We start from the raw sequence: 26,699 nt of genomic DNA on the forward strand, positions 1-26,699 counted from the left end.
ACCTCGGAAGACGGGGCCTCGCGGCGGTCGGCCGTGGGCCTTTCGGCCGCGCTTCTGCCCCCTTTCGGAATTTCCACTCCGTCGCAGTAATCCGCCGTGCGCCGAATTTCGCCGCGCCCGTTGACGGATTACCCGTGACCTCCGCAAACAGGTGATCGTACGCATGTCATCGCTACTGGATGCCGCAGCCGGATTCCGCTCCGTGGAATGGGACGCGCGTCCGCGCTCGGTCACTCCGGGCCGCCAGCGCTGGGACGTCAAGCTGGTGCTTGGACGGCCACGGACGGCTGAGGTTTTCGCCGCCGCGCTGCGCCGCATTCCCGGGATCACCGAGGCCCGGGCCAACCCGGTCACCGGCGGGGTACTCGTCCGGCACGATGCACGGCTGCGCGCCACGGACGTCGGCCGGATCGTCCGCAGAGCCGTCACCCTGGTCGCGGAGGATCCGACCGGAGCGGGACGCCCGGCATCGGCCCGACCCGTCGCCGCACCGGCCCCGCGGGCGGATCGCGGCCTGGTCGTGCGACCGGTGCTCGCCGTCGGCGGCGGGGTCGCGGCCGGGATCGCGCTGATCAAGGGGTCGGCGCTGAGCAGGCAACTGGTGGCAGTGGGCGGGGTGGCCGCGGCGACCGCGGCCGTTCTCCGGAAGGCCTGGCGCGGAACGGTCGACGCATCCCAGGAAGCGGCCGGGCCCGGCGTCGAACGCCACCCCCTGGTGGAGATCGTCGGACCGCACCGACGCCGTCTCTGCGGGGCCGTTGCCCTGTCCATCGCTTGCCAGGCCTCGGAGATGGCGCTCGGTACCTTGCTCGGCTGGACCGGACTGGTCCTCATCAAGGGGCAGGCAGCTCCGCTGGTCCGCCTCGGCCTGACCACCGCGTCCGCCCAACTCTTCGGGCTGGCGGGGCTGATGACCGCCGCCTGTGCCGCCGTGGCGGGCCTGTCGTACGCCTCGAACCTCCAGTGGCGCCGGCTCGGCCAGGACATCGAGCACGACTGGCGCAACCGGACGTACGCCCATGTGCAGCACCTCGAACTACGGCACCTGGAAGGCGAGCGGACCACCCGGATCGCCGGCGCGCTCACCGACGACGTCCGTCAGATGGGCACCTTCTTCGCCACCTCGGCCAACGACCTGCTGCAACTCGGCACCAGTCTGGCCCTCCTGGTGCCGCTGTTCCTGTTGCTGGCACCACAGATCGCCTGGATCGCGTTCCTGCCCATCCCGGTCATCGCCTGGCTGTCGTTCCACTACCAGGACAAAGTCGCGGCCGATTACGCCGTCTCCGGCGAGTACCGGGCCAGGCTGCACAGCCAGTTGGTGAACACGCTGGAGGCCGGTGCCACCGTCAAGAGCTTCTGCACCGAGGATTACGAGGCCGAGCGCATCGACCGGCTGAGCGGGGAGGTCCAGGACAGCAGCCGGCGGACCGACCGGAGCACGATCCGCCACGCCGAGATCGTCCGGGTCTGCACGACCGGCTCGATGGCCGGAACCCTGCTGATCGGCGGCCGGGCGGTGCTCGACGGCAGCCTGCCGTTCGAGGTGTTCAGCCCGCTGATCGGGCTGCCCCAGATGGTAATGCTGCGGATGAACCGGCTCGGCGGCATCGTCGACCAGTACCAGCGCACGATCACCGCCTACGACCGGGTCCAGCGCCTGCGCGCCCTCCCCGTCGAGACCGATGGCACCGGCGGACCGCTCGACGCCGAGAAGGCGCGCGGGGAGATCGTCCTCGACAACGTGACCTTCGCCTACCCCGATCGGCCACCGGCGCTGGAGGACCTCTCGCTGACCATCCCCGCCGGGCAGATCACCGCCCTCGTCGGCGCCACCGGCTCAGGCAAGACCACGATCGCCAAGCTGCTGATGCGATTCCAGAACGCGGACATCGGCAGCGTGCTGCTCGACGGGCGGGACGTGCGCGAGCTGTCGCGGCACGACCTGCGCCACGCGATCGGGTTCGTCGCCCAGGACCCCTTCCTCTTCGACGGCACCGTCGCCGACAACATCCGTTACGGCAGCTTCGGAGCCTCGGGCGAGGCAGTGGTCGAGGCGGCCATGAAAGCCGAGGCACACACCTTCGTCGCGACGCTGCCGGACGGCTACGACACGGTGATCGGCGAACGTGGTGCCGCGCTCTCCGGCGGCCAGCGACAGCGGATCGCGCTGGCACGCGCGATCCTCAAGGACGCGCCGGTCGTGATCCTCGACGAAGCCACTTCCGCCGTGGACAACGAGACCGAGGCCGCCATCCAGCGCGCGCTCCGCGTCTTCGCGGCCGACCGGACGATGCTGATCATCGCCCACCGGCTCTCCACGGTCCGCCACGCCGACCGGATCTACGTCATGGACAAGGGCGGCGTCGTCGCCGAGCAGGGCACCCACGACGAACTCCTCGCCCAGCACGGACTCTACGCATCCCTGTGGCAACTTCAGGCCGGCGAACCCGCCGCCTGACCGCAGCAGCCGCCCCCCGGCCGGCCGGCCGTGTGACGACACCACGGTCGGCGCGGTCCTGCGTGCCCCGCCACCACGCCTGCCCACACCTTCGGAGGTACCCCCATGTCCCGTCGCGATGGTGACGCCCTTCCCCTGACAGCGGCCCAGCGCGAGATCTGGCTCGCCGAGCAGCGCTCCCGGACGCCGATTCCCGGCTATCGCGTCGGCGAGTGCCTGGAGATCCACGGGCCGGTGGACCGGGAGCTGTTCGAGACCGCGCTGCGCCGGGTGGTCGACGAGGTCGACGCCCTGCACGTGACCTTCGTCGACGACGGGGAGGGCCCGCGCCAGGTCCTCCGGGAGAGCTGGGACTGGGCTCCGGCCCACCTCGACCTCAGCGGGGAGCCCGACCCCCGGGCGGCTGCCGTGGAATGGATGGAGCGGGACCTGCTGCGCCCGCTGGACCTCGCCCGTGACCCGCTGTTCGGCCACGCGCTGATCAAGGCGTCGCCGACGGAGTACCTCTGGTACCTGAACTACCACCACGTGGTGCTGGACGCGATCAGCAGCTCCATGCTCCGGCAGCGGGTCGGCGACGTGTACTCGGCACTGGCCGATGGCGGCGCCGTGCCGCCCTGCCCGTTCGGCCCGCTGCGGGACCTGGTCGACAGCGACGCCGCCTACCGCGCCTCCACCGACTTCGCCGCCGACCGCGCCTACTGGACCGAGCGCTTCGCCGACCTGCCCGCCCCGACCCGGCTCACCGACACCTCCGCGACCGACCCGCACCGCGCCCTCCTGCTGGCCGAGGAGCGGGAACTGCGCCGCCCGGACGCCCTGCGGGCGGCGGCGGGACGGTCCGGCGTCCGGTGGTCCCGGCTGCTGGTCGCGGCGACGGCGCTCTACGCCCACCGGCTGACCGGCAACCAGGACGTGGTGCTCGCCCTGCCCGTCACCGCGCGTCGGGGCGCCGACCGCGACCTGACGGCGGTGCCGGGCACGATGTCCAACGTGGTGCCGCTGCGGCTGACGGTGCGGCCGGACATGCCGTGGCGCGAACTCGTCGCCCAGGCGGCGCGGGAGGTCGAGACGGCCGTCGCGCACGAGCGCTACCGCAGCGAGGACCTGCTGCGGGACCTCGGCGCCCCCGGCAGCATCGGGACGGCGTTCCCGCTGATCGTCAACATCATGGCCTTCAACTCCAGGCCGAGCTTCGCCGGGCACCCGGCCTCCGTGCACCACTTCGTGTCCGGGTCGACCACCGACCTCGCCGTCTGGGTCTTCGACTACCGGGACGGCAACCCGCCGCTGCTCCGGCTGCACGGCTCGCCGGAGGCGTACGGCCCCGACGACCTCGTCGGCCACCAGCAGCGGCTGCTCGCGCTGCTGGACACCCTCGCGGACTGCGACCAGGACGAGCCGGTGGGCCGGATCGAACTGCTCACCGCCGAGGAGCGTCGCGAGCTGGCGGTGCTCGGCGCCGGTCCGGTGGCGCAGGCCCCGGCCACGAGCCTGCCGGAGCTGTTCCGGGAGCACGTCCGGGCGATTCCGGACCTGGTCGCGCTGGTGTGCGGCGACGTCTCGCTGACGTACGCGGAACTGGACGTGCGGGCCAACCGGCTGGCGCACGCCCTGATCGCCTGGGGAGCGGGTCCGGAGCGGCGGGTGGCGGTGGCCCTGCCGCGCTCGGCGGAGCTGGTGGTGGCGATCCTCGCGGTGCTGAAGACCGGCGCGGCGTACGTGCCGGTCGACCCCGAGTACCCGGCCGCCCGGATCGCGTACCTGCTCGACGACGCCCGGCCGGCCCTGCTGGTCACGGACTCCCGCAGCGAGGGGCGGCTGCCCGAGGCCGGGCCCGTCGACCGGCTCGTGCTCGACGACCCGGAGACGGCCGCCCTGGTGACCGACTGCCCGGCGGCCGACCCGATGGTGGCCGTCGACCCGGGCCTCCCGGCGTACGTCATCTACACCTCCGGTTCCACCGGCAGGCCCAAAGGCGTGCTGCCGACCCACGGCGGCCTGCTCGACCTGCTCACCGACCTCCGGCAGGTGCACTTCGCGCCGGTGCTGAAGGAGCGGCAGCGGCTGCGGGTGGCACTGACCACCTCGGTGTCCTTCGACGCCTCCTGGAACCAGCTGCTCGCCCTGTTCGGGGGCCATGAACTGCACGTCCTGGAGCACGCGACCTGGACCGACCCCGACGCCTTCGTCGGTTACGCGGCGCGCTGCGGACTGGACTACCTCGAAGCCACCCCGTCCTACCTCCAAGTGCTCGTATCCCACGGGCTGCTGAGTGATCCGCAGCGGCGCCCGGCACTGGTCGCGGCGGGTGGCGAGGCCGTCCCGGAGCGGCTGTGGGAGCAGCTGCGGGCGGCGGAGGGCGTGTCCTGCCTCAACCTCTACGGACCGTCCGAATGCACCGTCAACTCGGTGGTCGCGCCGCTGGAGTCGAGCCCACGCCCGGTGATCGGCCGACCGGTCACCAACACCCGGCTGTACGTGCTCGACGGTGCCCTGCGGCCGCTGCCGACCGGTGCGGCGGGTGAGCTGTACATCGCGGGCGCGGGGCTGGCCCGCGGCTACCTGAACCGGCCGGGGCTGACCGCCGGGCGGTTCGTCGCGGACCCGTTCGGGCCGAGCGGTGGGCCCCTCCTGCCCGATGGCGGGCAAGGAGGGAGGATGTACCGCACCGGGGACCTGGCGCGCTGGGACGCGGCCGGGAACCTGGAGTTCCTCGGCCGCACCGACGACCAGGTCAAGATCCGCGGCTTCCGGGTCGAGCTCGGCGAGATCGAGGCCGTCCTCGCCGAGCACCCGCAGGTCGCCCGGGCCGCCGTGATGGTGCGCACCGAGGAGGAACCCCGGCTGGTCGCCTACGCGGTGCCCGAGCCCGGCGCCACCGTGTCCGGCACCGCCCTGCGCGACCACCTGCGGGACCGGTTGCCCCGGCAGATGGTGCCGGCCGCGTACGTGCTGCTGGACGCGCTGCCGCTGACCCCGAACGGCAAGCTCGACCGGCGGGCGCTCCCGGCGCCCGAGCGACAGCCCGCCGCGCCGGGCCGCGCACCGCGCACCGCGACCGAGCACCTGCTCGTCGGGCTGTTCGCCGAGGTGCTCGGGGTGGCCGAGCCAGGGCTGGACGACAGCTTCTTCGACCTCGGTGGGCACTCCCTGCTGGCCACCCGGCTGGTCGCCAGGGCCCGCTCGCTCCTCGGCGTGGAGCTGCGGCTCGGCGACCTGTTCGACGCGCCGACGGTCGCGGAACTGGCGGCGGCCGTGGATGTCGCGGGCCGGGCGCGTCCGGCGCTGGGGCGGCGCGAGCGGCCGGAGACCGTCCCGCTGTCCTTCGCGCAGCGACGGCTGTGGTTCCTGCACCGCATGGAGGGCCCGAGCGCCACCTACAACATCCCGCTGACCCTACGTCTGTCCGGGGGCCTGGACCGGCGGGCCCTGGAAGCCGCCCTGGCGGACGTGGTCGAGCGGCACGAGAGCCTGCGCACCGTCTTCCCGACGGTCGACGGCGTGCCGTGCCAGCGGGTGCTGGACCCGGAGGAGGTGCGGCCGCGGCTGCGGATGACCGAGCTCGGCGAACGCGAGCTGCCGCAGCGGCTGGCGCAGGCGGCCCGGTACGGCTTCGACCTCGCCGAGGAGCCGCCGCTGCACGCCGAACTCTTCCAGCTGGCGGCCGAGGAGCACGTGCTGCTGCTGGTGGTGCACCACATCGCCGGCGACGGCTGGTCGATGGGGCCGCTCTCGCGGGACCTCACAGCCGCCTACACGGCCCGCGCCGAGGGCGCGAAGCCGGAGTGGTCGCCGCTGCCGGTCCAGTACGCCGACTATGCCCTCTGGCAGCGCGAGCTGCTCGGCGACGGCTCGGACCAGGACAGCCTGCTGAACAGCCAACTCGCCTACTGGCACGAGCAATTGGCGGACCTGCCCGATCAGGTCGAGCTGCCGTTCGACCGGCCCCGGCCGTCCGCGATGTCCTACCGGGGCGCCCACCTGCCGGTGCGAATCGACGCCGAGCTGCACCAGGGCCTGCGGACGCTCGCCCGCGACGGCGGGGCCAGCCTCTTCATGGTGCTCCAGGCAGGGCTGGCCGCCCTGCTGGGCAAGCTGGGCGCGGGCACCGACGTACCCGTAGGCACGCCGATCGCCGGACGCACCGACGAGGCCGCGGACGAATTGGTCGGCTTCTTCGTCAACACCCTGGTGCTGCGCACCGACCTCTCCGGCGACCCGTCGTTCACCGAACTGCTGGGCAGGGTGCGGGCCGACGCGCTGGCCGCGTACGCGCACCAGGACGTGCCGTTCGAGCACTTGGTGGAGGCGTTGAACCCGGCCCGGTCGCTGGCGCACCACCCGCTGTTCCAGACCATGCTCGCCCTGCAGAACGCGCCGCTCGGCGCCTTCGACCTGCCAGGGCTGCGGGTGACGGCCGACCTGGTGCACACCGGGACGGCCAAGTGCGACCTGACCTTCATCCTGGCCGAACAGCCGGACACGGAGGGGCTGTCGGGCGTGGTGGAGTACAGCACCGACCTGTTCGACGAGGCCACCGTGACCGGGATCGTCGAGCGGTGGCTGCGGCTGCTGCGCGCCGTCGTCGCCGACCCCGGCCGGCGGATCGGCCAGGTGGACGTGCTGTCCGCCGACGAGCTCCGCGCGCTGCTCCCGGCGCGTACCGACCGGAGCGAGGGGCCGTCGGAGAGCAGCCTGACCGCGCTGTTCGAGCGGCAGGTACGGGCGAACCCGGCCGCCATCGCCCTTACGGACGGCGAAGTCACCCTGACATACGGAGAGTTGAACGCCCGCGCGAACCGGCTCGCGCACGCCCTGATCGACCGGGGGGTGGGACCGGAGCAGCGCGTGGCGCTGGCCCTGCCGCGCTCGACGGAGCAGGTCGTGGCGGTGCTCGCCGTGCTGAAGGCGGGCGGCGCCTACCTGCCGGTGGACCCGCAGTACCCGGCCGCCCGGATCGCCTACCTGCTCCAGGACGCCCGGCCCGCGCTCCTCGTGACCACGAGCCGGATCGGCGACCTGCCGGGCGCGGACCCGGTGGACCGGCTGCTGCTGGACGCCGACGACCTGGACGGGCTGCCGGACACGGACCCGGAGGTCCCCCTCGACCCGGGCCACGCCGCCTACGTCATCTACACCTCCGGCTCCACCGGCGATCCCAAGGGCGTGGTGGTCCCGCACCGGAACGTGGTGCGGCTGTTCGGCACCACGGAGAAGCTGTTCGGCTTCTCCGCCGAGGACGTCTGGACGCTCTTCCACTCCTACGCCTTCGACTTCTCGGTGTGGGAGCTGTGGGGTCCGCTGCTGCACGGCGGCCGTCTGGTGGTCGTGGACCACGAGACCAGCCGCTCGCCCGGCCGCTTCCTGGAGCTCCTCGCCCGCGAACGGGTGACCGTGCTCAACCAGACGCCGTCCGCGTTCTACCAGCTGATGCGGGCGGACGCGGAAGGCCCGGAGACCGGCCGCTCGCTCGCGCTGCGCACGGTGGTGTTCGGCGGTGAGGCGCTGGAGCACGCTCGGCTGGCGAACTGGTACGAGCGGCACCCGGACGACGCGCCGCGGCTGGTCAACATGTACGGCATCACCGAGACCACGGTGCACGTCACGTACGCGGCGCTCGACCGGGCCGGAACCGCCGGCGGCGAGATCGGCGTGGCCATTGCGGACCTGCGGACGTACGTGCTGGACGCCCACCTGCGGCCGGTGGCACCGGGCGTACCCGGCGAGCTGTACGTCGCGGGTGCAGGACTGGCGCGCGGCTACCTGAACCGGCCCGGCCTGACCGCCGGGCGCTTCGTGGCCGACCCGTTCGGACCGCAGGGATCGCGGATGTACCGCAGCGGCGACGTGGTGCGCCGCGCGGCGGACGGCAGCCTGCGCTACGTCGGCCGGGCCGACCAGCAGGTGAAGGTGCGCGGCTTCCGGATCGAGCTCGGCGAGATCGAGGCGGCGCTGGCCGCGCACCCCGGTGTCGCCCAGGTCGCCGTCCTGGCCCGGCAGGACCGGGCCGACGACACCCGGCTGGTCGCGTACCTGGTGCCGGCCGCGGGCGCCGCACCGAGTTCGGCCGACCTGCGTGGGCACCTGCGCGAGCGGTTGCCGGAGTACATGGTGCCGTCGGCGTTCGTCTTGCTGGACGCGCTCCCGTTGACCGCCAACGGCAAGCTGGACCACCGGGCCCTGCCCGCCCCCGACCTCGCCCCGGCGGCCACCGCCCGCGCGCCGCGCACCCCGCAGGAGCAGATCCTCTGCGAGCTGTTCGCCGAGGTCCTGGGCGTGGCGTCGGCCGGCGTCGAGGACGGCTTCTTCGACCTGGGCGGGCACTCGCTGCTGGCCACCCGCCTGGCCGCCCGGATCCGCGCGACGCTCGGCGTGGAAATGCCGCTGCGCACCCTGTTCGAGGCGCCGACCCCGGCCGGCCTGGCCGCCGCCCTGGTGGCGGCCGGACCGGCGCAGACCGCCCTGACACGGCGCGAGCGCCCCGAGGTGATCCCGCTGTCGTTCGCGCAGCGGCGGCTGTGGTTCCTGCACCAGCTGGAGGGCGCCAGCGCGAACTACCACATCTCGCTGGCCTGGCGGCTGTCCGGGGATCTGGACCGGCGGGCCCTGGAGTCCGCCGTGGCGGACGTGGTGGCCCGGCACGAGAGCCTGCGCACCGTCTTCCCGGCGGTCGACGGCGTGCCGTACCAGCAGGTGCTGGATGTCGAGGCAGCCCGCCCGCGGCTGCTCGTCAGCCGGACCACTGAGTCCGAGCTGCCGAACGTCATGGCGGAAGCGAAGGCCCGCAGGTTCGACCTGGCGGTCGATGTGCCACTGCGTGCCGGGCTGTTCGAGCTGGCGGCGGACGAGCACGTGTTCCAGGTGGTGCTCCACCACATCGCGGGTGACGGCTGGTCGCTGGGCCCGCTCGCACAGGGCCTGACCACCGCCTACGCGGCGCGCTGCCGCGGCGAGGAGCCGCAGTGGGAGGAACTGCCGGTCCAGTACGCCGACTACACCCTGTGGCAGCACGAGCTGCTCGGCGACGCGGCCGACGGGGACAGCCTGTTCGCCCGCCAGGCGGCCTACTGGACCCGGCAGCTGGCCGATCTGCCCGAGCAGCTCCAGCTGCCCGGCGACCGGCCCCGCCCGGTGGTCGCCTCGCACCGGGGCGGTTCCGTGCGTGCCGGGCTGGACGCCGAGCTGCACCGCGGGCTGCTCGAGCTCGCCCGCGCCCACGGCACCAGTCTGTTCATGGTGCTTCAGGCCGGGCTGGCGGTGCTGCTGAGCAAGCTCGGCGCGGGCGACGACATCCCGGTCGGCAGCCCGGTCGCGGGCCGTACCGACCAGGCGCAGGACGAGCTGGTCGGCTACTTCGTCAACACCCTGGTGTTCCGTACCGACACCTCGGGCGATCCGACGTTCGCCGAACTGCTGGGCCGGGTCCGGGAGACCGCGCTGGCCGGGTACGCGCACCAGGACCTGCCGTTCGAGTACCTGGTCGAGGCCCTCAACCCGGTCCGATCGCTGGCGCACCACCCGCTGTTCCAGGTCATGCTGGTGCTGCAGAACGCACCCCGGGCCGACTTCGCGCCGCCCGGGCTGCGCGTCGGCGACATGCCGTCGACGTCGACCACCGCCAAGCTCGACCTGATCTTCACCATGTCCGAGCGATACGCGCAGGACGGCACCCCGGAGGGGATCGACGGGTCCGTCGAGTACACCGGCGACCTGTACGACCCGGCCACCGTCGAGACGATGATCGAGCGGTGGGAGCGGCTGCTCCGCGCCGTGGTCGCCGACCCGCAGCGGCGGCTCAGCCGGTTCGGCCTGCTCACCGCCGAGGAGCACGGTGAGCTGACGGCGCTGGGTACCGGCCCGGCGGCCCAGGCCTTCACCGAGAGCCTGCCGGAGCTGTTCCGGGCTCAGGTCCGTGCGACTCCGGACGCCGTCGCGCTGGTGGGGCCGGAAGCATCGCTGACGTATGCGGAGTTGGACGCGCGGGCGAACCGGTTGGCGCATGCGCTGATCGCGCGGGGCGCGGGGCCGGAGCGGCTGGTGGCAGTGGCGCTGCCGAGGTCGGCCGAGCTGGTGGTGGTCATCCTCGCGGTGCTGAAGACCGGCGCCGCGTACCTCCCGGTCGATCCGGAGTACCCGGCCGCGCGGATCGCATACATGCTCGACGACGCCCGGCCGGTCCTGATGGCGACCGACTCCCGAACCCGGGGTCGGCTGCCGGACGGTCCGGCCGGGTGGCTGGTGGCCGACGACCCGGAGACGGCCGGGCTGGTGGCGGGTTGCCCGGCGACGGACCCTGCGGTGGCTGTCGATCCGGGCCATCCGGTCTACGTCATCTACACCTCCGGTTCCACCGGCAGGCCCAAGGGTGTGGTGGCGACGCACGGCGGCCTGTTCAACCTGTTCGCCAACCAGTGTCCGCTGATTTTCCGGACGGGAGAGCGGGTGCGGATGGGGCTGACCACGTCCGTGTCGTTCGACGGCTCCTGCGACCAGATGTTCGCCCTGTACGCCGGCCACGAGCTGCACGTCCTGGACGAGGCGACGTGGTCCGACCCTGACGCCTACCTGGAGTACGCCGCGAGGGTCGGGCTGGACACTGTCGGCGGCACCCCGTCCTACCTGCAAGTCCTCGTCGAACATGGCCTGTTGGACGACCCGCGGTGGCGTCCGTCGGTGGTCGGGCTGGGCGGGGAGGTCGTTCCGGAGCAGCTGTGGGAGCGGCTGCGGGCGGCCGAGGGGGTGTCCTGCCTGAACTACTACGGGCCGTCCGAGTGCACGGTGGACTCGACCTTCGCACCGCTGGAGTCGAGCCCGCGCCAGGTGATCGGCCGGCCGCTCGGCGGTGTCCGGCTGCATGTGCTCGACGCCGCGTTGCAGCCGGTGCCCGCGGGTGTGCCGGGTGAGCTGTACATCGCTGGTGCGGGGCTGGCGCGCGGCTACCTGAACCGGCCGGGCCTGACCGCGGGACGGTTTGTGGCGGACCCGTTCGGTCCCAGCGGTTCGCGGATGTACCGCACCGGTGACCTGGTGCGGTGGGGCGCATGGGGGTCCCCCCGGCCGGAGACTGGGGGAGGGAACCTGGAGTTCCTCGGCCGCATCGACGACCAGGTCAAGGTCCGGGGATTCCGGATCGAGCTCGGCGAGATCGAGGCGGCATTGGCGGAATTCCCGCAGGTCGCGCAGGCCGCCGTGACCGTCCGGCAGGACCGGGCGGGGGACACCCGCCTGGTCGCCTACCTGGTGCCCGCCACCGGGGCGGAGCTTCGGCCGGAGGACCTGCGGGCGCACCTGCGCGAGCGGCTGCCCGACTACATGGTGCCGGCCGCGTTCGTCTCCCTCGACGTCCTGCCGCTGAACGCCAGCGGCAAGCTGGACCGGCGCGCGCTGCCCGAGCCCGAGTACGCAGCGTCGCGGGTCGGCCGGGCCCCGCACACTCCTCAGGAACACGTGCTGGCCGGGTTGTTCGCCGAGGTGCTGGGTCTGCCTCAAGTCGGTGTCGACGACGACTTCTTCGACCTGGGCGGGCACTCCCTGCTGGCCACCCGGTTGGTGGCCCGGGTCCGTGCGGCCCTGGGCGTGGAACTGGCGCTGCGCACCCTGTTCCAGACCCCGACGGTGGCCGGGCTGGCCGCCGGGATGGGCGGCGCGGACCGGGCCCGGCTCGCCCTGGGGCGGGCGGAGCGGCCCATGGGGGCACCCCCGGCCGAAGGCTGGGGGATGGTGCCGCTGTCGTCCGCTCAGCGGAGGCTGTGGTTCCTGCGCCAGCTGGAGGGCGCCGGCTCGGTCTACAACATGCCGCTCGCGTGGCGGCTCTCGGGACCACTGGACCTGGCGGCCCTGGAGGCGGCGCTGGGCGACGTCGTCGACCGGCACGAAACCCTGCGCACGATCTTCCCGGCCGCGGACGGAGTGCCCCACCAGCAGGTGCTGGCCACCGCAGAGGCACGCCCGAGGCTGTCGGTCACCACGGCCGACGAGACGGACCTGCCGGAACTGCTGACGGGGGCCGCAGTGCGCGGATTCGACCTCGCAGCCGAACCGCCGCTGCGTGCCCAGGTGTTCGAGGTTTCGGCGGACGAGCACGTCCTGCTCCTGGTGATGCACCACATCGCCGGTGACGGCTGGTCGCTCGGCCCGCTGGCCGCCGACCTGGCCACCGCGTACGCGGCACGCCGCCAGGGCGCGGAGCCGCAGTGGGCGCCACCGCCCGTGCAGTACGCCGACTACACCCTGTGGCAGCACGAGCTGCTCGGCGATCCGGCCGACCAGGACAGCCTGTTCGCCCGCCAGCAGGCCTACTGGACGGAGCAGTTGGCAAACCTGCCGGAGCAGATCCGGCTTCCCGCCGACCGCCCTCGCCCCGCGACCCCCTCCTGCTCCGGCGGCCACCTCGCGATCGAACTGGACGCCGAACTGCACGCCGGGCTGGTCCGGCTGGGCCGGGAGCACGGCGCCAGCGTGTACATGGTGTTGCAGGCCGCCCTGGCATCACTGCTGGACAAGCTCGGCGCGGGTACGGACATCCCGGTCGGCAGCCTGATCGCGGGCCGGACCGACGAGGCCCTGGACGACCTCGTCGGATTCTTCGTCAACACCCTGGTGCTCCGCACGGACACCGGTGGCGACCCGACCTTCGCCGAGCTGCTGGGCCGGGTCCGCGAGGGCGCGCTGGCCGCGTACGCACACCAGGACCTGCCGTTCGAGCACGTCGTCGAGGCCCTCAACCCGTCCCGGTCGCTCGCCCGTCAGCCGCTGTTCCAGGTGCTGCTCGCGCTGCAGAACGTGCCCCGCACCGAGTTCACGCTGAGTGGTCTGGCTGCCGAGATCGTCCTGGTGCGGACGCCGACGGCGATGTTCGACCTCGGCTTCCACCTGCTGGAGCGCGGCGGCACCGGCGGGCCGGCCGAGGGCATCGTCGGGCGGGTCGAGTACAGCACCGACCTCTTCGACCCCGCCACGGTGGAGGCCCTGGTCGCCCGGTGGCTGCGTCTGCTGGCGTCGGTGGTCGCCGAGCCGGACCGGCCGCTGAGCCGGATCGACGTCCTCACCGCCGAGGAGCGGCACGAGCTGCTGGTCGCGCGCAACGACACCGCCTGCCCGGCTCCTGATGCCGGCCTGCCCGCTCTGTTCGAGGCGCAGGTCCGGGCGACCCCGCAGGCTTCGGCGGTGGTGTTCGAGGACACCGTGCTGACCTACCGGGAGTTGAACCGCAGGGCCAACCGCCTGGCGCACGCGCTGATCGCGCGCGGGGTGGGGCCGGAGCAGGTCGTCGCCCTGCGGCTGCCGAGGTCGACCGAGCTGGTGGTCGCCGTCCTCGCGGTACTCAAGACGGGCGCGGCCTATCTCCCGGTCGACCCGGACTACCCGGCGGCCCGTATCGCGTACATGCTCCAGGACGCGCGGCCGACCGTGGTGCTCGACGACCTCGCGGCGGTCACACCGGACGGGGACCTGCCGGAGCACGATCCGGCCGTCGCCGTGGACACGCGCCACCCGGCCTACGTCATCTACACCTCGGGCTCCACCGGCAGGCCCAAGGCCGTGGTGATGCCCGCCGTCGGGCTGCTGAACCTGCTGGCGTGGCACCACAGGTCCGTCGGTGGCGAACCCGGCACGCGTACCGCGCAGTTCACTGCGATCAGCTTCGACGTCTCGGTGCAGGAGACGCTCTCCGCGCTGCTGTACGGCAAGACCCTCGTGGTGCCGACCGAGGAGCAGCGCCGCAGCGCCGAGCTGTTCGCCCGCTGGCTGGACCGGCACGGGGTCGAGGAGCTGTTCGCGCCCAACCTGGTGGTCGAGGCGCTGGCCGAGGCCGCCGAGGAGGCCGGGCTGGAACTGCCCGGCCTGCGGCTGGTCGCCCAGGCCGGTGAGGCGATGCGCCTCGGCGGTGCCGTACGCCGCTTCCAGGCCCGCCGGCCGGGCCGGGTGCTGCACAACCACTACGGGCCCGCCGAGACCCATGTGATCACCGCCTACCTGCTGCCGGCCGACCCCGCCGACTGCCCGCTGCCGGTACCGATCGGGCGGCCGATCGCCAACTGTCAGGCATACGTGCTGGATTCGGCGCTGCGACCGGTCGCTCCCGGCGTGCTGGGTGAGCTGTACCTCGCCGGGGCGGGACTCGCCCGCGGCTATCTGAACCGGCCCGGGCTCACCGCCACGCGGTTCGTCGCCAACCCGTACGGTCCGGCCGGCGCGCTGATGTACCGCACCGGTGACCTGGTCCGCTGGCGCGCCGACGGCGAGCTGGAGTTCGCGGGCCGGGTGGACCACCAGGTGAAGGTCCGCGGGTTCCGGGTCGAGCCGGGTGAGATCGAGGCCGAGCTGGCCGCGCACCCGGGTGTCGCCCAGGTCGCGGTGCTCGCCCGGAAGGACCGGATCGTCGCGTACGTCGTCCCCCTGGCCGGGACCGGGGCGACCGCGGCGGCGCTGGCGGCGTACCTGCGCGACCGGGTGCCGGACCACCTGGTGCCGTCCGCGTTCGTGCTGCTCGACGCGCTGCCGCTGACGCCGAACGGCAAGCTGGACCGGGCGGCGCTGCCCGCGCCCGAGCCGGGCACGACCGCCGGCGGCCGGGCGCCGCGCACGCCGCAGGAGCAGATCCTGTGCGAGTTGTTCGCCGAGGTGCTGGGCGTGCCGCGGGTCGGGGTCGACGACGGCTTCTTCGACCTGGGCGGGCACTCTCTGCTGGCCACTCGCCTGGTCTCGCGGGTCCGGGCGACCCTCGGGGTCGAGCTGGAACTGCGCAGCCTGTTCCGGGCGCCGACACCCGCCGGGCTCGCGGCCGGGCTGCATGATGCCGGCACCGCGCGGCAGGCCCTGGTACCCCAGCCCCGCCGCGAACCGATGCCGCTGTCGTTCGCCCAGCGCCGGCTCTGGTTCCTCCAGCAGTTCGGGGCGCCGAGTGCCACTTACCACATGCCGCTCGCCCTGCGGCTGTCCGGCGACCTCGACCGGGCCGCGCTGAGCGCCGCGCTCGCGGACGTGGTGGCCCGGCACGAGACCCTGCGCACGGTCTTCCCGCACACCGCCGGAGTCCCGTACCAGCGGGTGCTGGACACCACCGAGGTCGCCGTCCCGCTGACCGTACGCGCGGCCGCCGGCGAGGCGGAGCTGCCCACCCTGCTGCGCGAGGCGGCGGTACGGGCGTTCGACCTGACCTCGGAAGTACCACTGCGGGCGGAGCTGTTCGCGCTCGCGCCGGACGAGCACGTGCTGCTGCTGGTCATGCACCACATCGTCGGGGACGGCTGGTCCATGGGCCCGCTCGCCCGTGACCTCGCCGCGGCCTACACCACCCGGCAGGGTGGCGGGGCTCCGGCATGGCCGCCGTTGCCGGTGACGTACGGCGACTACACCCTGTGGCAGCACGAGATCCTCGGCGACGAGCACGACGCGGACAGCGTGTTCGCCCGCCAGGTCACCTACTGGACGGAGGCGCTGGCCGGGCTGCCCGAGCAGCTGCAGCTGCCTGCCGACCGGCCGCGCCCAGCCACCATGTCGTACGGCGGCGACCTGCTGGAACTCCGGATCGACGCCGAACTGCACGCGGCGCTGGTGGAGTTGGCCCGAAGGTCGGGTGCGACCCTGTTCATGGTGCTGCAGGCGGCGTTGGCGGCGCTGTACACGCGGCTGGGTGCGGGCACGGACATCGCGATCGGGAGTCCGATCGCGGGGCGTACCGACGAGGCGCTGGACGATCTGGTCGGGTTCTTCATCAACACGCTGGTGCTGCGTACCGACACGAGCGGTGATCCGAGTTTCGCCGAGCTGCTGGGGCGGGTGCGGGAGACGGCGCTGTCGGCGTACGCGCACCAGGACGTGCCGTTCGAGCACCTGGTGGAGGCGCTGAACCCGTCCCGCTCACTGTCCCACCACCCGCTGTTCCAGACCGGGCTGGTCGTGCAGAACGCGCCGGGTGGTGACTTCGAGCTGCCGGGTCTCCAGGTCTCCGGGGTGACCGTGCTCACCGGGACCGCGCGGCTCGACCTGACCTTCGGGTTCGCGGAGGAGCACGGGCCCGACGGCGCGCCGGCCGGGCTCAGCGGTGCGGTCGAGTACAGCACCGACCTGTTCGACCGCCCGACGGTCGAGGCCCTGGTCGCCCGGTGGACCAGGCTGCTGGCCGCGGTCGCCGCCGCGCCCGACCAGCCGATCGGCGGGATCGACCTGCTGTCGGCCGAGGAGCGCCGCGAGCTGCTGCCCGCCGTCGAGGGCGGGGCGGCCGGGGTGAGCCTGCCGGAGCTGTTCGCGACGCAGGTGACGGCAACACCGGACGCGGTCGCGCTCGTCTGCGGTGATGTCGAGGTGACGTACCGTCAACTCGACGCTCGGGCGAACCGGTTCGCGCACGCGCTGATCGCCCGGGGCGTCAGTCCGGAGCAGGTCGTGGCGGTGGCGTTGCCGCGGTCGGTGGAGTCGGTAGTGGCGGTCCTGGGTGTGCTGAAGGCCGGGGCCGCGTACCTGCCGGTGGATCCGGCGTACCCGGCGGCACGGATCGCGTTCATGCTGGACGACGCGCAGCCGGCCGTGGTGGTCGACGATCCGGCACTGGTGGCCGAGGCTTCCGGCCGGCCGGAGAACGATCCGGGTGTCGTGGTGGATGCCCGGCACCCGGCATACGTGATCTACACATCGGGCTCGACGGGCCGGCCCAAGGGCGTCGTGGTGAGCCACGCCGGCGTGTCGGGTTTGGTGGCGGCGCAGGTCGACCGGCTCGGCGTGGCGCCGGGCAGCCGGGTTCTCCAGTTCGCCTCGCCCAGCTTCGACGCGTCCTTCTGGGACCTGTGCAGTGCCGTGCTCACCGGCGCCGCCCTCGTCCTGGCCCCGTCCGAGGCCCCGCTGGAGGCCCTGACGGACCGCCGGCTCGACGTCACCCATGTGACCCTTCCCCCCTCGGCCCTGGCCGCGGTGGAGAGCACCGACCTCACGGCCACCACCCTGGTGGTGGCGGGTGAGGCCTGCGCGCCCGAGCTGGTGGCCCGGTGGGCAACGGGCCGGCGGATGATCAACGCGTACGGTCCGACGGAGACGACGGTGTGCGCGACCATGAGCGACCCGCTGTCCCCGGGGTCCGGCGTACCGCCGATCGGCCGGCCGGTCGCGAGCTTCCGGGTGTACGTCCTCGACGAGCGGCTGCGCATCGTGCCGCCGGGGGTGGCGGGGGAGTTGTACGTCGCCGGCCCCGGTCTGGCGCGCGGGTACCTCAACCGGCCCGGGCTGACGGCCGGGCGGTTCGTCGCCTGCCCGTTCGGCCCGGCGGGTGCGCGGATGTACCGCACCGGGGACGTGGTGCGCCGCCGGACCGACGGCGAGCTGGAGTACGTCGGCCGTGCCGACGACCAGGTGAAGGTGCGCGGCTTCCGCGTCGAACCCGGCGAGGTCGAGGCGGCGCTGGCCGAGCACCCCGCCGTCGCCCAGGCCGCCGTGCTCGCCCGGGACGACCGGCTCATCGGCTACGTCGCGGCCCGTCCCGATGTGGCCTCCCCCAGCCTCCGGCCGGGGGGACCCCCAAGCCCTGCGGAGCTGGCGGCGTACCTGCGTGACCGGCTGCCCGACTACCTGGTACCGGCCGTCTTCGTGGTGCTGGACGTGCTGCCGCTGACGCCGAGCGGGAAGCTGGACCGGGCGGCACTGCCCGTTCCCGACCTCGGCTCGGCCGAGGCCGGCCGGGCGCCGCGCACCCCGCAGGAGCAGATCCTGTGCGAGTTGTTCGCCGAGGTGCTGGGCGTGCCGCGGGTCGGGGTCGACGACGGCTTCTTCGACTTGGGCGGGCACTCCCTGCTCGCCACCCGGCTGGCCGCGCGGGTGCGCTCGGTGCTCGGTGTGGAGCTGGGGCTGCGCGCGCTGTTCCTGGCGCCCACCGTGGCGGGCCTGGCCGAGGCGCTGGCCGGTGCCGGCCGCGTACGCCCGGCGTTGACCACGCACGAGCGGCCGGAGGCGGTGCCGCTGTCCTTCGCCCAGCGTCGGCTCTGGTTCCTGCACCGCATGGACAATGCCGCCGCGACCTACCACATCCCGCTGGCGCTCCAGCTGACCGGAACACTCGACCGGGCGGCGCTGGACGAGGCGCTGGCCGACGTGGTGGCCCGGCACGAGAGCCTGCGGACGGTCTTCCCGGAGGTCGACGGCGTACCCTGCCAGCTCATCCTGGACCCGGCCGAGGCCCGGCCCCGGGCGCGGCTGACCGAGGTGTCGGAGGCCGAACTGTTCGAGCGGCTCGCCGAGTTCGCCCGGCAGCCCTTCGACCTGGCGGCGCAGCCGCCGCTGCGGGCAGAGCTGTTCGCACTCGCACCGGACGAGCACGTGCTGCTGCTGGTGATGCACCACATCGCCGGTGACGGCTGGTCCACCGGCCCGCTGGCCCGCGACCTGGCCGAGGCGTACGCCGCCCGGTGCGAGGACCGCGCGCCGCACTGGCCGGCCCTGCCGGTGCAATACGCCGACTACACGCTGTGGCAGCGCGACCTGCTCGGCGACACCGCCGACCCGGAGAGCCGGTTCGCCGAACAGCTCGACTACTGGAAGCGTCAGCTGTCCGACCTTCCGGAGCTGCTCCAGCTGCCCGCCGACCGGCCGAGGCCGGCTGTCGCCGGCTGGCGCGGGGACCACGTCGGCCTGGAGCTGAGCCCCGAACTGCACGCGGCCCTGGTGGAGTTGGCTCGAAGGTCGGGCGCGAGCCTGTTCATGGTGCTGCAGGCCGCGTTGGCGGCGCTGTACACGCGGCTGGGTGCGGGCACGGACATCCCGATCGGAAGTCCGATCGCGGGACGTACCGACGAGGCGCTGGACGATCTGGTCGGGTTCTTCGTGAACACGCTGGTGCTGCGCACCGACACGAGCGGTGATCCGACATTCGCCGAGCTGCTGGACCGGGTCCGGGAGACGGCGCTGTCGGCGTACGCCCACCAGGACGTGCCGTTCGAGCACCTGGTGGAGGTGCTGAACCCGTCCCGCTCGCTGTCGCACCACCCGCTGTTCCAGACCATCCTGGCCGTGCAGAACGCTCCGATGGGCCGGTTCTCCCTGCCCGGCCTGGACGTCGCCACCTACGCGGTGGCCACCGGGACCGCCAAGTTCGACCTCGGTGTGAGCCTCGTCGAACAGTTCGGTCCGGACGGCAGCCCGGCGGGGATCGTCGGCGCGGTGGAGTACGCCACCGACCTGTTCGACCGCTCGACGGTCGCAGCGCTCGCCAGGCGCTGGACGCGCCTCCTGGAGGCGGTCACCGCCGACCCGGACCGGTCGATCGGACGGATCGAGCTCCTCGACGCCGACGAGCGGCACCGTTTGCTGGAGCGGGGCAACGCGACCGCCCGGGAGGTGGATGCCGTCCCGGTGCCGCAGGCGTTCGCGGCGCAGGTGGCGGCGACACCGGACGCGGTCGCGCTGGTGTGTGGCGATGCCGAGTTGACGTATCGGCAGCTGAATGCACGGGCGAACCGGTTCGCGCATGCACTGATCGCCCGGGGCGTCGGCCCGGAGCAGACCGTGGCCGTGGCCCTGCCGCGCTCGGTGGAGTCCGTGGTGGCCGTCCTGGGCGTGTTGAAGGCCGGGGCCGCGTACCTGCCCGTGGATCCGGCGTACCCGCAGGCGCGGATCGCGTACATGATGGCGGACGCCCGGCCGGCACTGATGGTCGACGACCCGGCGCTGGTGACCGAGGTGTCCGCATGGCCGGAGACCGACCCCGTGGTCGCGCTCGACGTCCGGCATCCGGCCTACGTGATCTACACCTCGGGCTCGACCGGCCGCCCCAAGGGCGTCGTGGTCGGCCACGGCGGCGTCGCGAGCTTGGTCGCCGGACAGATCGAGCGCTTCGCGATCGAACCCGGCAGCCGGGTGCTCCAGTTCGCCTCGCCCAGCTTCGACGCCTCGGTGTCGGAGATCTACACCGCCCTGCTGCGCGGCGCGGCCCTGGTGCTGCCCCCGACGGCGGACCCGGTTGCCGCGCTGACCGACCGCGACCTCGCGGTCACCCACGTGACCGTGCCCCCGTCAGTCCTCGCCGCCGTGCCGGACGGCTCGGTGCATGTGTCGACACTGGTGGTGGCGGGTGAGGCGTGCCCGCCGGAGCTGGTGGACCGCTGGGCGTCCGGGCGCCGGATGGTCAACGCGTACGGTCCGACCGAGACCACGGTGTGCGCGACGATGAGCGACCCGCTGTCCCCGGGGGCGGGCGTGCCGCCGATCGGCCGTCCGATCGCCAATGCCCGGGTGTACGTGCTGGACGAGCGGCTGCGGCCGGTGCCGGCGGGTGTGGCTGGGGAGCTGTACGTCGCGGGCGCGGGGCTGGCGCGCGGCTACCTGAACCGGCCGGGCCTGACGGCCGGACGGTTCGTCGCCTGCCCGTTCGGGGCCGGTGAGCGCATGTACCGCACCGGAGACCTGGTGCGCTGGCTGGGCTGGGGGCACCCCCGGCCGGAGGCTGGGGGAGGCCAGCTGGAGTATGTCGGCCGTGCCGACGACCAGGTGAAGGTGCGCGGCTTCCGGGTCGAGCCCGGCGAGGTCGAGGCGGCCCTGGCCGAGCACCCCGCCGTCGCCCGGGCCGCCGTCCTCGCCCAGGACGACCGGCTCGTCGGCTATGTCGTGCCGCACCAGGACGAGGCCCGGGACAGTGGCCTGGAAGCGGATCACGTGGGCGAGTGGCAGGACATCTACGACGCCCTGCCCATCACCCCTGAGGAAGCCGACTTCGGCCAGAACTTCGTCGGCTGGAACAGCAGCTACGACGCGAGTCCGATCCCTGTCGAGCAGATGCGGGAATGGCGGGACGCCACCGTGACCCGCATCCTGGCCCTGCGCCCCCGGCGGGTGCTGGAGGTCGGCGTCGGCACCGGATTGCTGCTCTCGCAGATCGCACCGCACTGCGAGACCTATTGGGCGACGGACTTCTCCGCCACGGCGGTCGACGCGCTGACCGCGCAGGTCGCCCGGCAGGACGACCTGGCCGAGCGTGTGGTGCTGCAGACCCGCCCGGCGCACGACACCGACGGCCTGCCGGCCGGGCGGTTCGACACCATCGTGATCAACTCGGTGGTGCAGTACTTCCCGTCCGCCGACTACCTCGCTGACGTGATCGGGAAGCTGATGCGGCTGCTCGCCCCCGGCGGCACGCTCTTCGTCGGCGACGTCCGCAACCTGCGGCTGCTGCGCCCGCTGGCCACCGCGGTCCAACTGCACCGCACCGATGCCGACGGCGACCTCGCAGCGGTGCGCCGCGCGGTGGAGCAGGCCGTCAGAGTGGAGAAGGAACTCCTGATCGACCCGGACTTCTTCACCGTCCTGCGGGAGCACGGCACGGACATCGGCGCGGTGGCCGTGGAGGTCAAGCGCGGCCGCCACCACAACGAACTGACCCGCTACCGCTACGACGTGACGTTGCACAAGGCCCCCGTTGTTCCGGCGGCCCCGGGCCAGACGGTCGAGCTGGAGTGGGGACGCCGGCTCGCGGGACCGGCCGAGCTGCGCGAACTCCTCGCCCAGCCGCCCGCTGACGTGCTGCGGATCACCGGAGTGCCGAACCGTCGGGTGCTGCGCGAGGCCGCCCTTTCCCGGGCGGTGCAGAACGGCGACGGCTCGCTTGCCGAGCTGCTGGAGCGGCTGCACGGCCCGGAAGAGAGCGAACTCCCGGACCCGGAGGATTTCCGGGCCATCGGGCTGGAGTTCGACCGCTGGGTGGGCGTCACCTGGTCGGCTACCGTGGCCGACGCCTTGGACGTCGTCTTCGCCGACCCGTGGGCGCATCACGGCTCCCCGGTCGAGCCGTACCGGTCGGCCCGGACCACCAGCAGGCCGCTGTCGTCGCTGACCAACCGCCCGACCGGCAGCCGGGACACCGGCGCCCTCATCGGCGAACTCCGCGAATGGCTGCGCGGGCGACTGCCCGACTACCTGATCCCGTCGGCGTTCGTGGCGCTGGAGACCTTGCCGCTGACGGCCAGCGGCAAGCTCGACCGCCGCGCGCTGCCCGCGCCCGACCTGGGCCCGGCCGGAGCCGGGCGGGCGCCGCGCACCCCGCAGGAACAGCTCCTCGCCGAGCTGTTCGCCGAGGTGCTCGGCCTGGCCCAGGTCGGCGTCGAGGACAGCTTCTTCGACCTGGGCGGACACTCACTGCTGGCGACCCGCCTGGCCTCCCGCGTCCGGGCGACCCTCGGCGCGGAGCTCGAAGTCCGGACGCTGTTCGAGACGCCGACCGTGGCCGGACTGGCGGCCCGCCTCGACGGCTCCGGCACGGCGCGGCCCACGCTGACCGCCCGGCCGCGACCCATGGGGGCACCCCCGGCCGAAGGCTGGGGGAGCGTGGAGCTGTCCTTCGCCCAACGCCGCCTGTGGTTCCTGCACCGGATGGACGGGCCGAGCGCCACCTACAACATGCCGCTCGCGCTGAGCCTGACCGGCGAACTCGACCGCCCGGCCCTGCACGCCGCGCTCGCGGACGTGATCGCCCGGCACGAGAGCCTGCGGACGGTCTTCCGCGAGACGGACGGTGTGCCGTACCAGGTCGTGCTGAGCGCTTCACAGGCGCACCCGGAGCTGCCGGTGGTCGAGCTCGACGAGAGCCGGCTGGCCGAGCGGCTGGCGCAGACGGCCCGGCGAGGCTTCGACCTGGCGGCGGAGCCGCCGGTCCGGGCGGAGCTGTACGCGCTCGCGCCCGACCGGCACGTGCTGCTGGTCGTGGTCCACCACATCGCCGCCGACGGCTGGTCGATGGGGCCGCTCTCCGGCGACCTCGCGGCCGCCTACACGGCGCGCTGCCGTGGCGAGGAGCCGCAGTGGGCCCCGCTGCCGGTGCAGTACGCCGACTACACCTGCTGGCAACGCGACCTGCTCGGCGACACCGCCGACCCGGACAGCCTGTTCGCCCGGCAACTGGCCTACTGGAAGGACGAGCTGGCGGACATTCCGCAGCAGGTGCAGCTCCCCGCCGACCGGCCCCGGCCGCCGGTGGCCTCTCAGCTGGGCAGCCGGGTCGTGGTCCGGCTGGACCCCGAACTGCACCAGGCACTGCGGGACCTGGCCGCCGCGCGCGGCGCCAGCATGTTCATGGTGCTCCAGGCCGGCCTCGCCGCGCTGCTCACCCGGCTCGGTGCCGGTACGGACATCCCGATCGGCAGCCCGATCGCCGGCCGTACCGACCAGGCGCTGGACGACCTCGTCGGCTTCTTCGTCAACACTCTGGTGCTGCGCACCGACACGAGTGGCGACCCCGGCTTCGCCGAACTGCTCGACCGGGTGCGGCAGAAGGCGCTCGCCGCCTACGACCACCAGGACGTGCCGTTCGAGTACCTGGTCGAGGTGGTCAATCCGGCCCGTTCGCTGTCGCACCACCCGCTGTTCCAGATCATGCTGGCCCTGCAGAACGCGCCGGTGGGCGAGTTCGCGCTGCCGGGCCTGTCGACCGGCCACCTGGAGGCGTCGACCGGGACCTCGCGGGTCGACCTGACGTTCAGCCTGGCCGAGCAGTTCCGCCCGGACGGCGGCCCCGACGGCCTGGTCGGCGCGGTGGAGTACGCCACCGACCTGTTCGAACCGGCCACCGTGGAGCTGTTGTTCGAGCGCTGGGCACGGCTGCTGCGCGCGGCAGTCACCGACCCCGGCCGGCCGATCAGCCGGATCGACATCATGTGCAGCGAGGAACGCCGCCGGCTGCTGTCCGAGTCCACCGGCGCCGCGGTCGAGCTGCCCGAGGCCGCGCTGCCGGAGCTGTTCGCGCGCCAGGTGCGCGCCACCCCGGACGCGGTGGCCGTCGTGGCGGGCGCCACCGAGCTGACCTACCGGGAACTCGACCTGCGGTCCAACCGCCTCGCACGGGCACTGATCCGTCAGGGCGTACGACCGGAGACACCGGTCGCGGTGCTGCTGGACCGCTCGGCGGACCTCGTCGTGGCGCTCCTGGCGATCATCAAGGCGGGCGGCGCCTACGCGCCCCTCGACTCGCGCTTCCCGCAGTCCCGGATCGACCTGATCCTCCAGGAGGCCGGGGCCGCGCTGGTGCTCACCGAGGACGTGCTGACCGCGTTGATCGAGGGCGAGCCCGACTCGTCCGACATCGAAGTACGCTGCGATCAGCGGCAGTTGGCTTACGTGATGTACACCTCCGGCTCGACCGGCCGGCCGAAGGGCGTGGCCGTCACCCACCGCGATGTGGTGGGCCTCGCGCTCACCCCGGAGTACCACGGCGGCGGACACGAGCGGGTGCTGATGCACTCCCCGACCGCCTTCGACCTCTCGACCTACGAGCTGTGGGTGCCGCTGCTGAGCGGTGGCCGGGTCGTGGTCGCACCGCCCGAGCGGCTCGACCTCGACCTGCTGCAGCACACGATCAGCACGCACGGGGTGACCGGACTGTGGCTGACGGCCGGCCTGTTCCGCCTGGTCGCCGAGGAGCGGCCGGCCCTGCTCGCGGGGGTGCGCGAGGTGTGGACCGGCGGTGACGTGGTCTCCCCGGCCGCCGTCGCCCGGGTGCTGGAAGTCTGCCCGGGCATCGAGGTGGTCAACGGCTACGGGCCCACCGAGGCCACGACCCTGGCCACCTGCCACCCGGTGCACAGCCTCCCCGAGAACGCCGCGACCGTGCCGATCGGCGGACCGATGGCGAACATGCGTGCCTACGTCCTCGACGACCGCCTGCGGCCGGTGCCCACGGGCCTGGTCGGCGAGCTGTACCTCGCGGGGACGGGCGTGGCCCGCGGCTACCTCGGCCGACCCGGTCTGACGGCGGAGCGCTTCACCGCCGACCCGTACGGGCCGCCCGGGAGCCGGATGTACCGCACCGGCGACCTGGCGTGGTGGCCGGCATGGGGGCACCCCCGGCCGGAGGCTGGGGGAGGCACACTGGAGTTCGCCGGACGGACCGACCATCAGGTCAAGCTCCGCGGCCTGCGGATCGAGCCCGGCGAGATCGAGGCGATCCTCGCGAGCTGCCCGGGCGTCGCCCAGGCGGCCGTCGTCGCCCGCGAGGACCGGCCCGGCGACAAGCGGCTCGTCGCCTACCTGGTGCCCGGCCCCGAGGGCACGCCCGAGGCGGGCGAGCTCTCCGGGCGACTGCGCCGTGAACTGCCCGATTACATGGTGCCGTCGGCGTTCGTCACCCTGGACACGCTGCCGTTGACCGCCAACGGCAAGCTGGACCGGGCCGCCCTGCCCGCCCCCGAGTACGGGGCGCAGGGCACCGGACGCGGCCCCCGGACGCCGCGGGAGCAGCTGCTGTGCGGCCTCTTCGCCGAGGTCCTCGGCCGGGAACAGGTGCACATCGACGACAACTTCTTCGATCTGGGCGGGCACTCGCTGCTGGCCGCCCGCCTGGCCTCCCGCGTCCGCGAGACCCTCGGCCTGGAGCTGGGCCTGCGCATGCTGTTCGAGGCGCCGACCGTGGCCGGTCTCACCGAGCGCCTGGTCATGGACGACCCCGACGACGCGTTGGACGTGGTGCTGCCGCTGCGTTCGACCGGGACCAGCACGCCGCTGTTCTGCATCCACCCCGGCGGCGGCATCAGCTGGTCGTACAGCGGGCTCCTGAACCACATCGGTCCCCAGCACCCGGTCTACGCGATCCAGGCACGCGGCCTCGGCCGCCCCGAACCCCTGCCGACGTCCTTCGAGGAGATGGCGGCCGACTACGCCGACCAGATCCGCAAGATCCAGCCCGAGGGCCCGTACCTGCTGCTGGGCTGGTCCGCCGGCGGGCTGATCGCCCACGCGCTCGCCTGCGAGCTCCAGGCGCGCGGCGAGCGGACCGCGCTGCTGGCCGTCCTCGACGCCTACCCGGTGAAGGACGTGCAGTTCGAGGAGATGCCCGTGCCCACCGAGCGGGACGTGCTCGTCGGTGTGCTCGACGTCGACCCGGACGAGCTGGGCGACCGGGAGCTGACCTACAGCGAGGTCGCCGAGGTCCTGAACCGGCGGGGCAGCGCGCTGCAGGGCCTGACGGAGCAGCAGATCGAGGTCATCGTCCACATCATGATCAACAACGCGAAGCTGGCGGTCGACTTCGTCCCCGCCGGGTTCGACGGCGACCTGCTGCTGTTCAACTCGACGATCGACCGCGGCGGGGACGACGCCGGGCCCGCGACCTGGCGTCCGTACATCGCGGGCCGGATCGAATCACACGAGATCACCACCCGGCACAACCGGATGACCGAAGCCGGCTCGCTGGCCCAGATCGGACCGATCCTGGCCGCCCGCCTCGCCGAGGCCACCGGTGACACCACCCTTTCCCACCAGGAGGACTGAC

At 73.3% G+C, this 26,699-nt stretch carries 2 protein-coding genes; both read left to right on the forward strand.

All coding sequences use genetic code 11. The features are described 5' to 3' along the window. The first annotated feature begins 163 nt into the window (after positions 1-163). Positions 164-2,461, forward strand: coding sequence for an ATP-binding cassette domain-containing protein (locus tag ABD858_RS32515; RefSeq protein ID WP_345034100.1), 2,298 nt, complete (start codon positions 164-166; stop codon positions 2,459-2,461). Between the two features lie 105 nt (positions 2,462-2,566). After that, positions 2,567-26,698: a non-ribosomal peptide synthase/polyketide synthase gene (locus tag ABD858_RS32520; protein WP_345034098.1), complete on the forward strand. Its 24,132-nt coding sequence runs from the start codon at positions 2,567-2,569 to the stop codon at positions 26,696-26,698. Position 26,699: the final 1 nt, after the last annotated feature.

It is taken from the genome of Streptomyces sannanensis, assembly GCF_039536205.1.
GTDB classification, from domain to species: Bacteria; Actinomycetota; Actinomycetes; order Streptomycetales; family Streptomycetaceae; genus Streptomyces; species Streptomyces sannanensis.

Coding starts and splice junctions, on each gene's coding strand:
- ABD858_RS32515 (WP_345034100.1), top strand. CDS start 164: ATGTCATCGCTACTGGATGCCGCAGCCGGATTCCGCTCCGTGGAATGG.
- ABD858_RS32520 (WP_345034098.1), top strand. CDS start 2,567: ATGTCCCGTCGCGATGGTGACGCCCTTCCCCTGACAGCGGCCCAGCGC.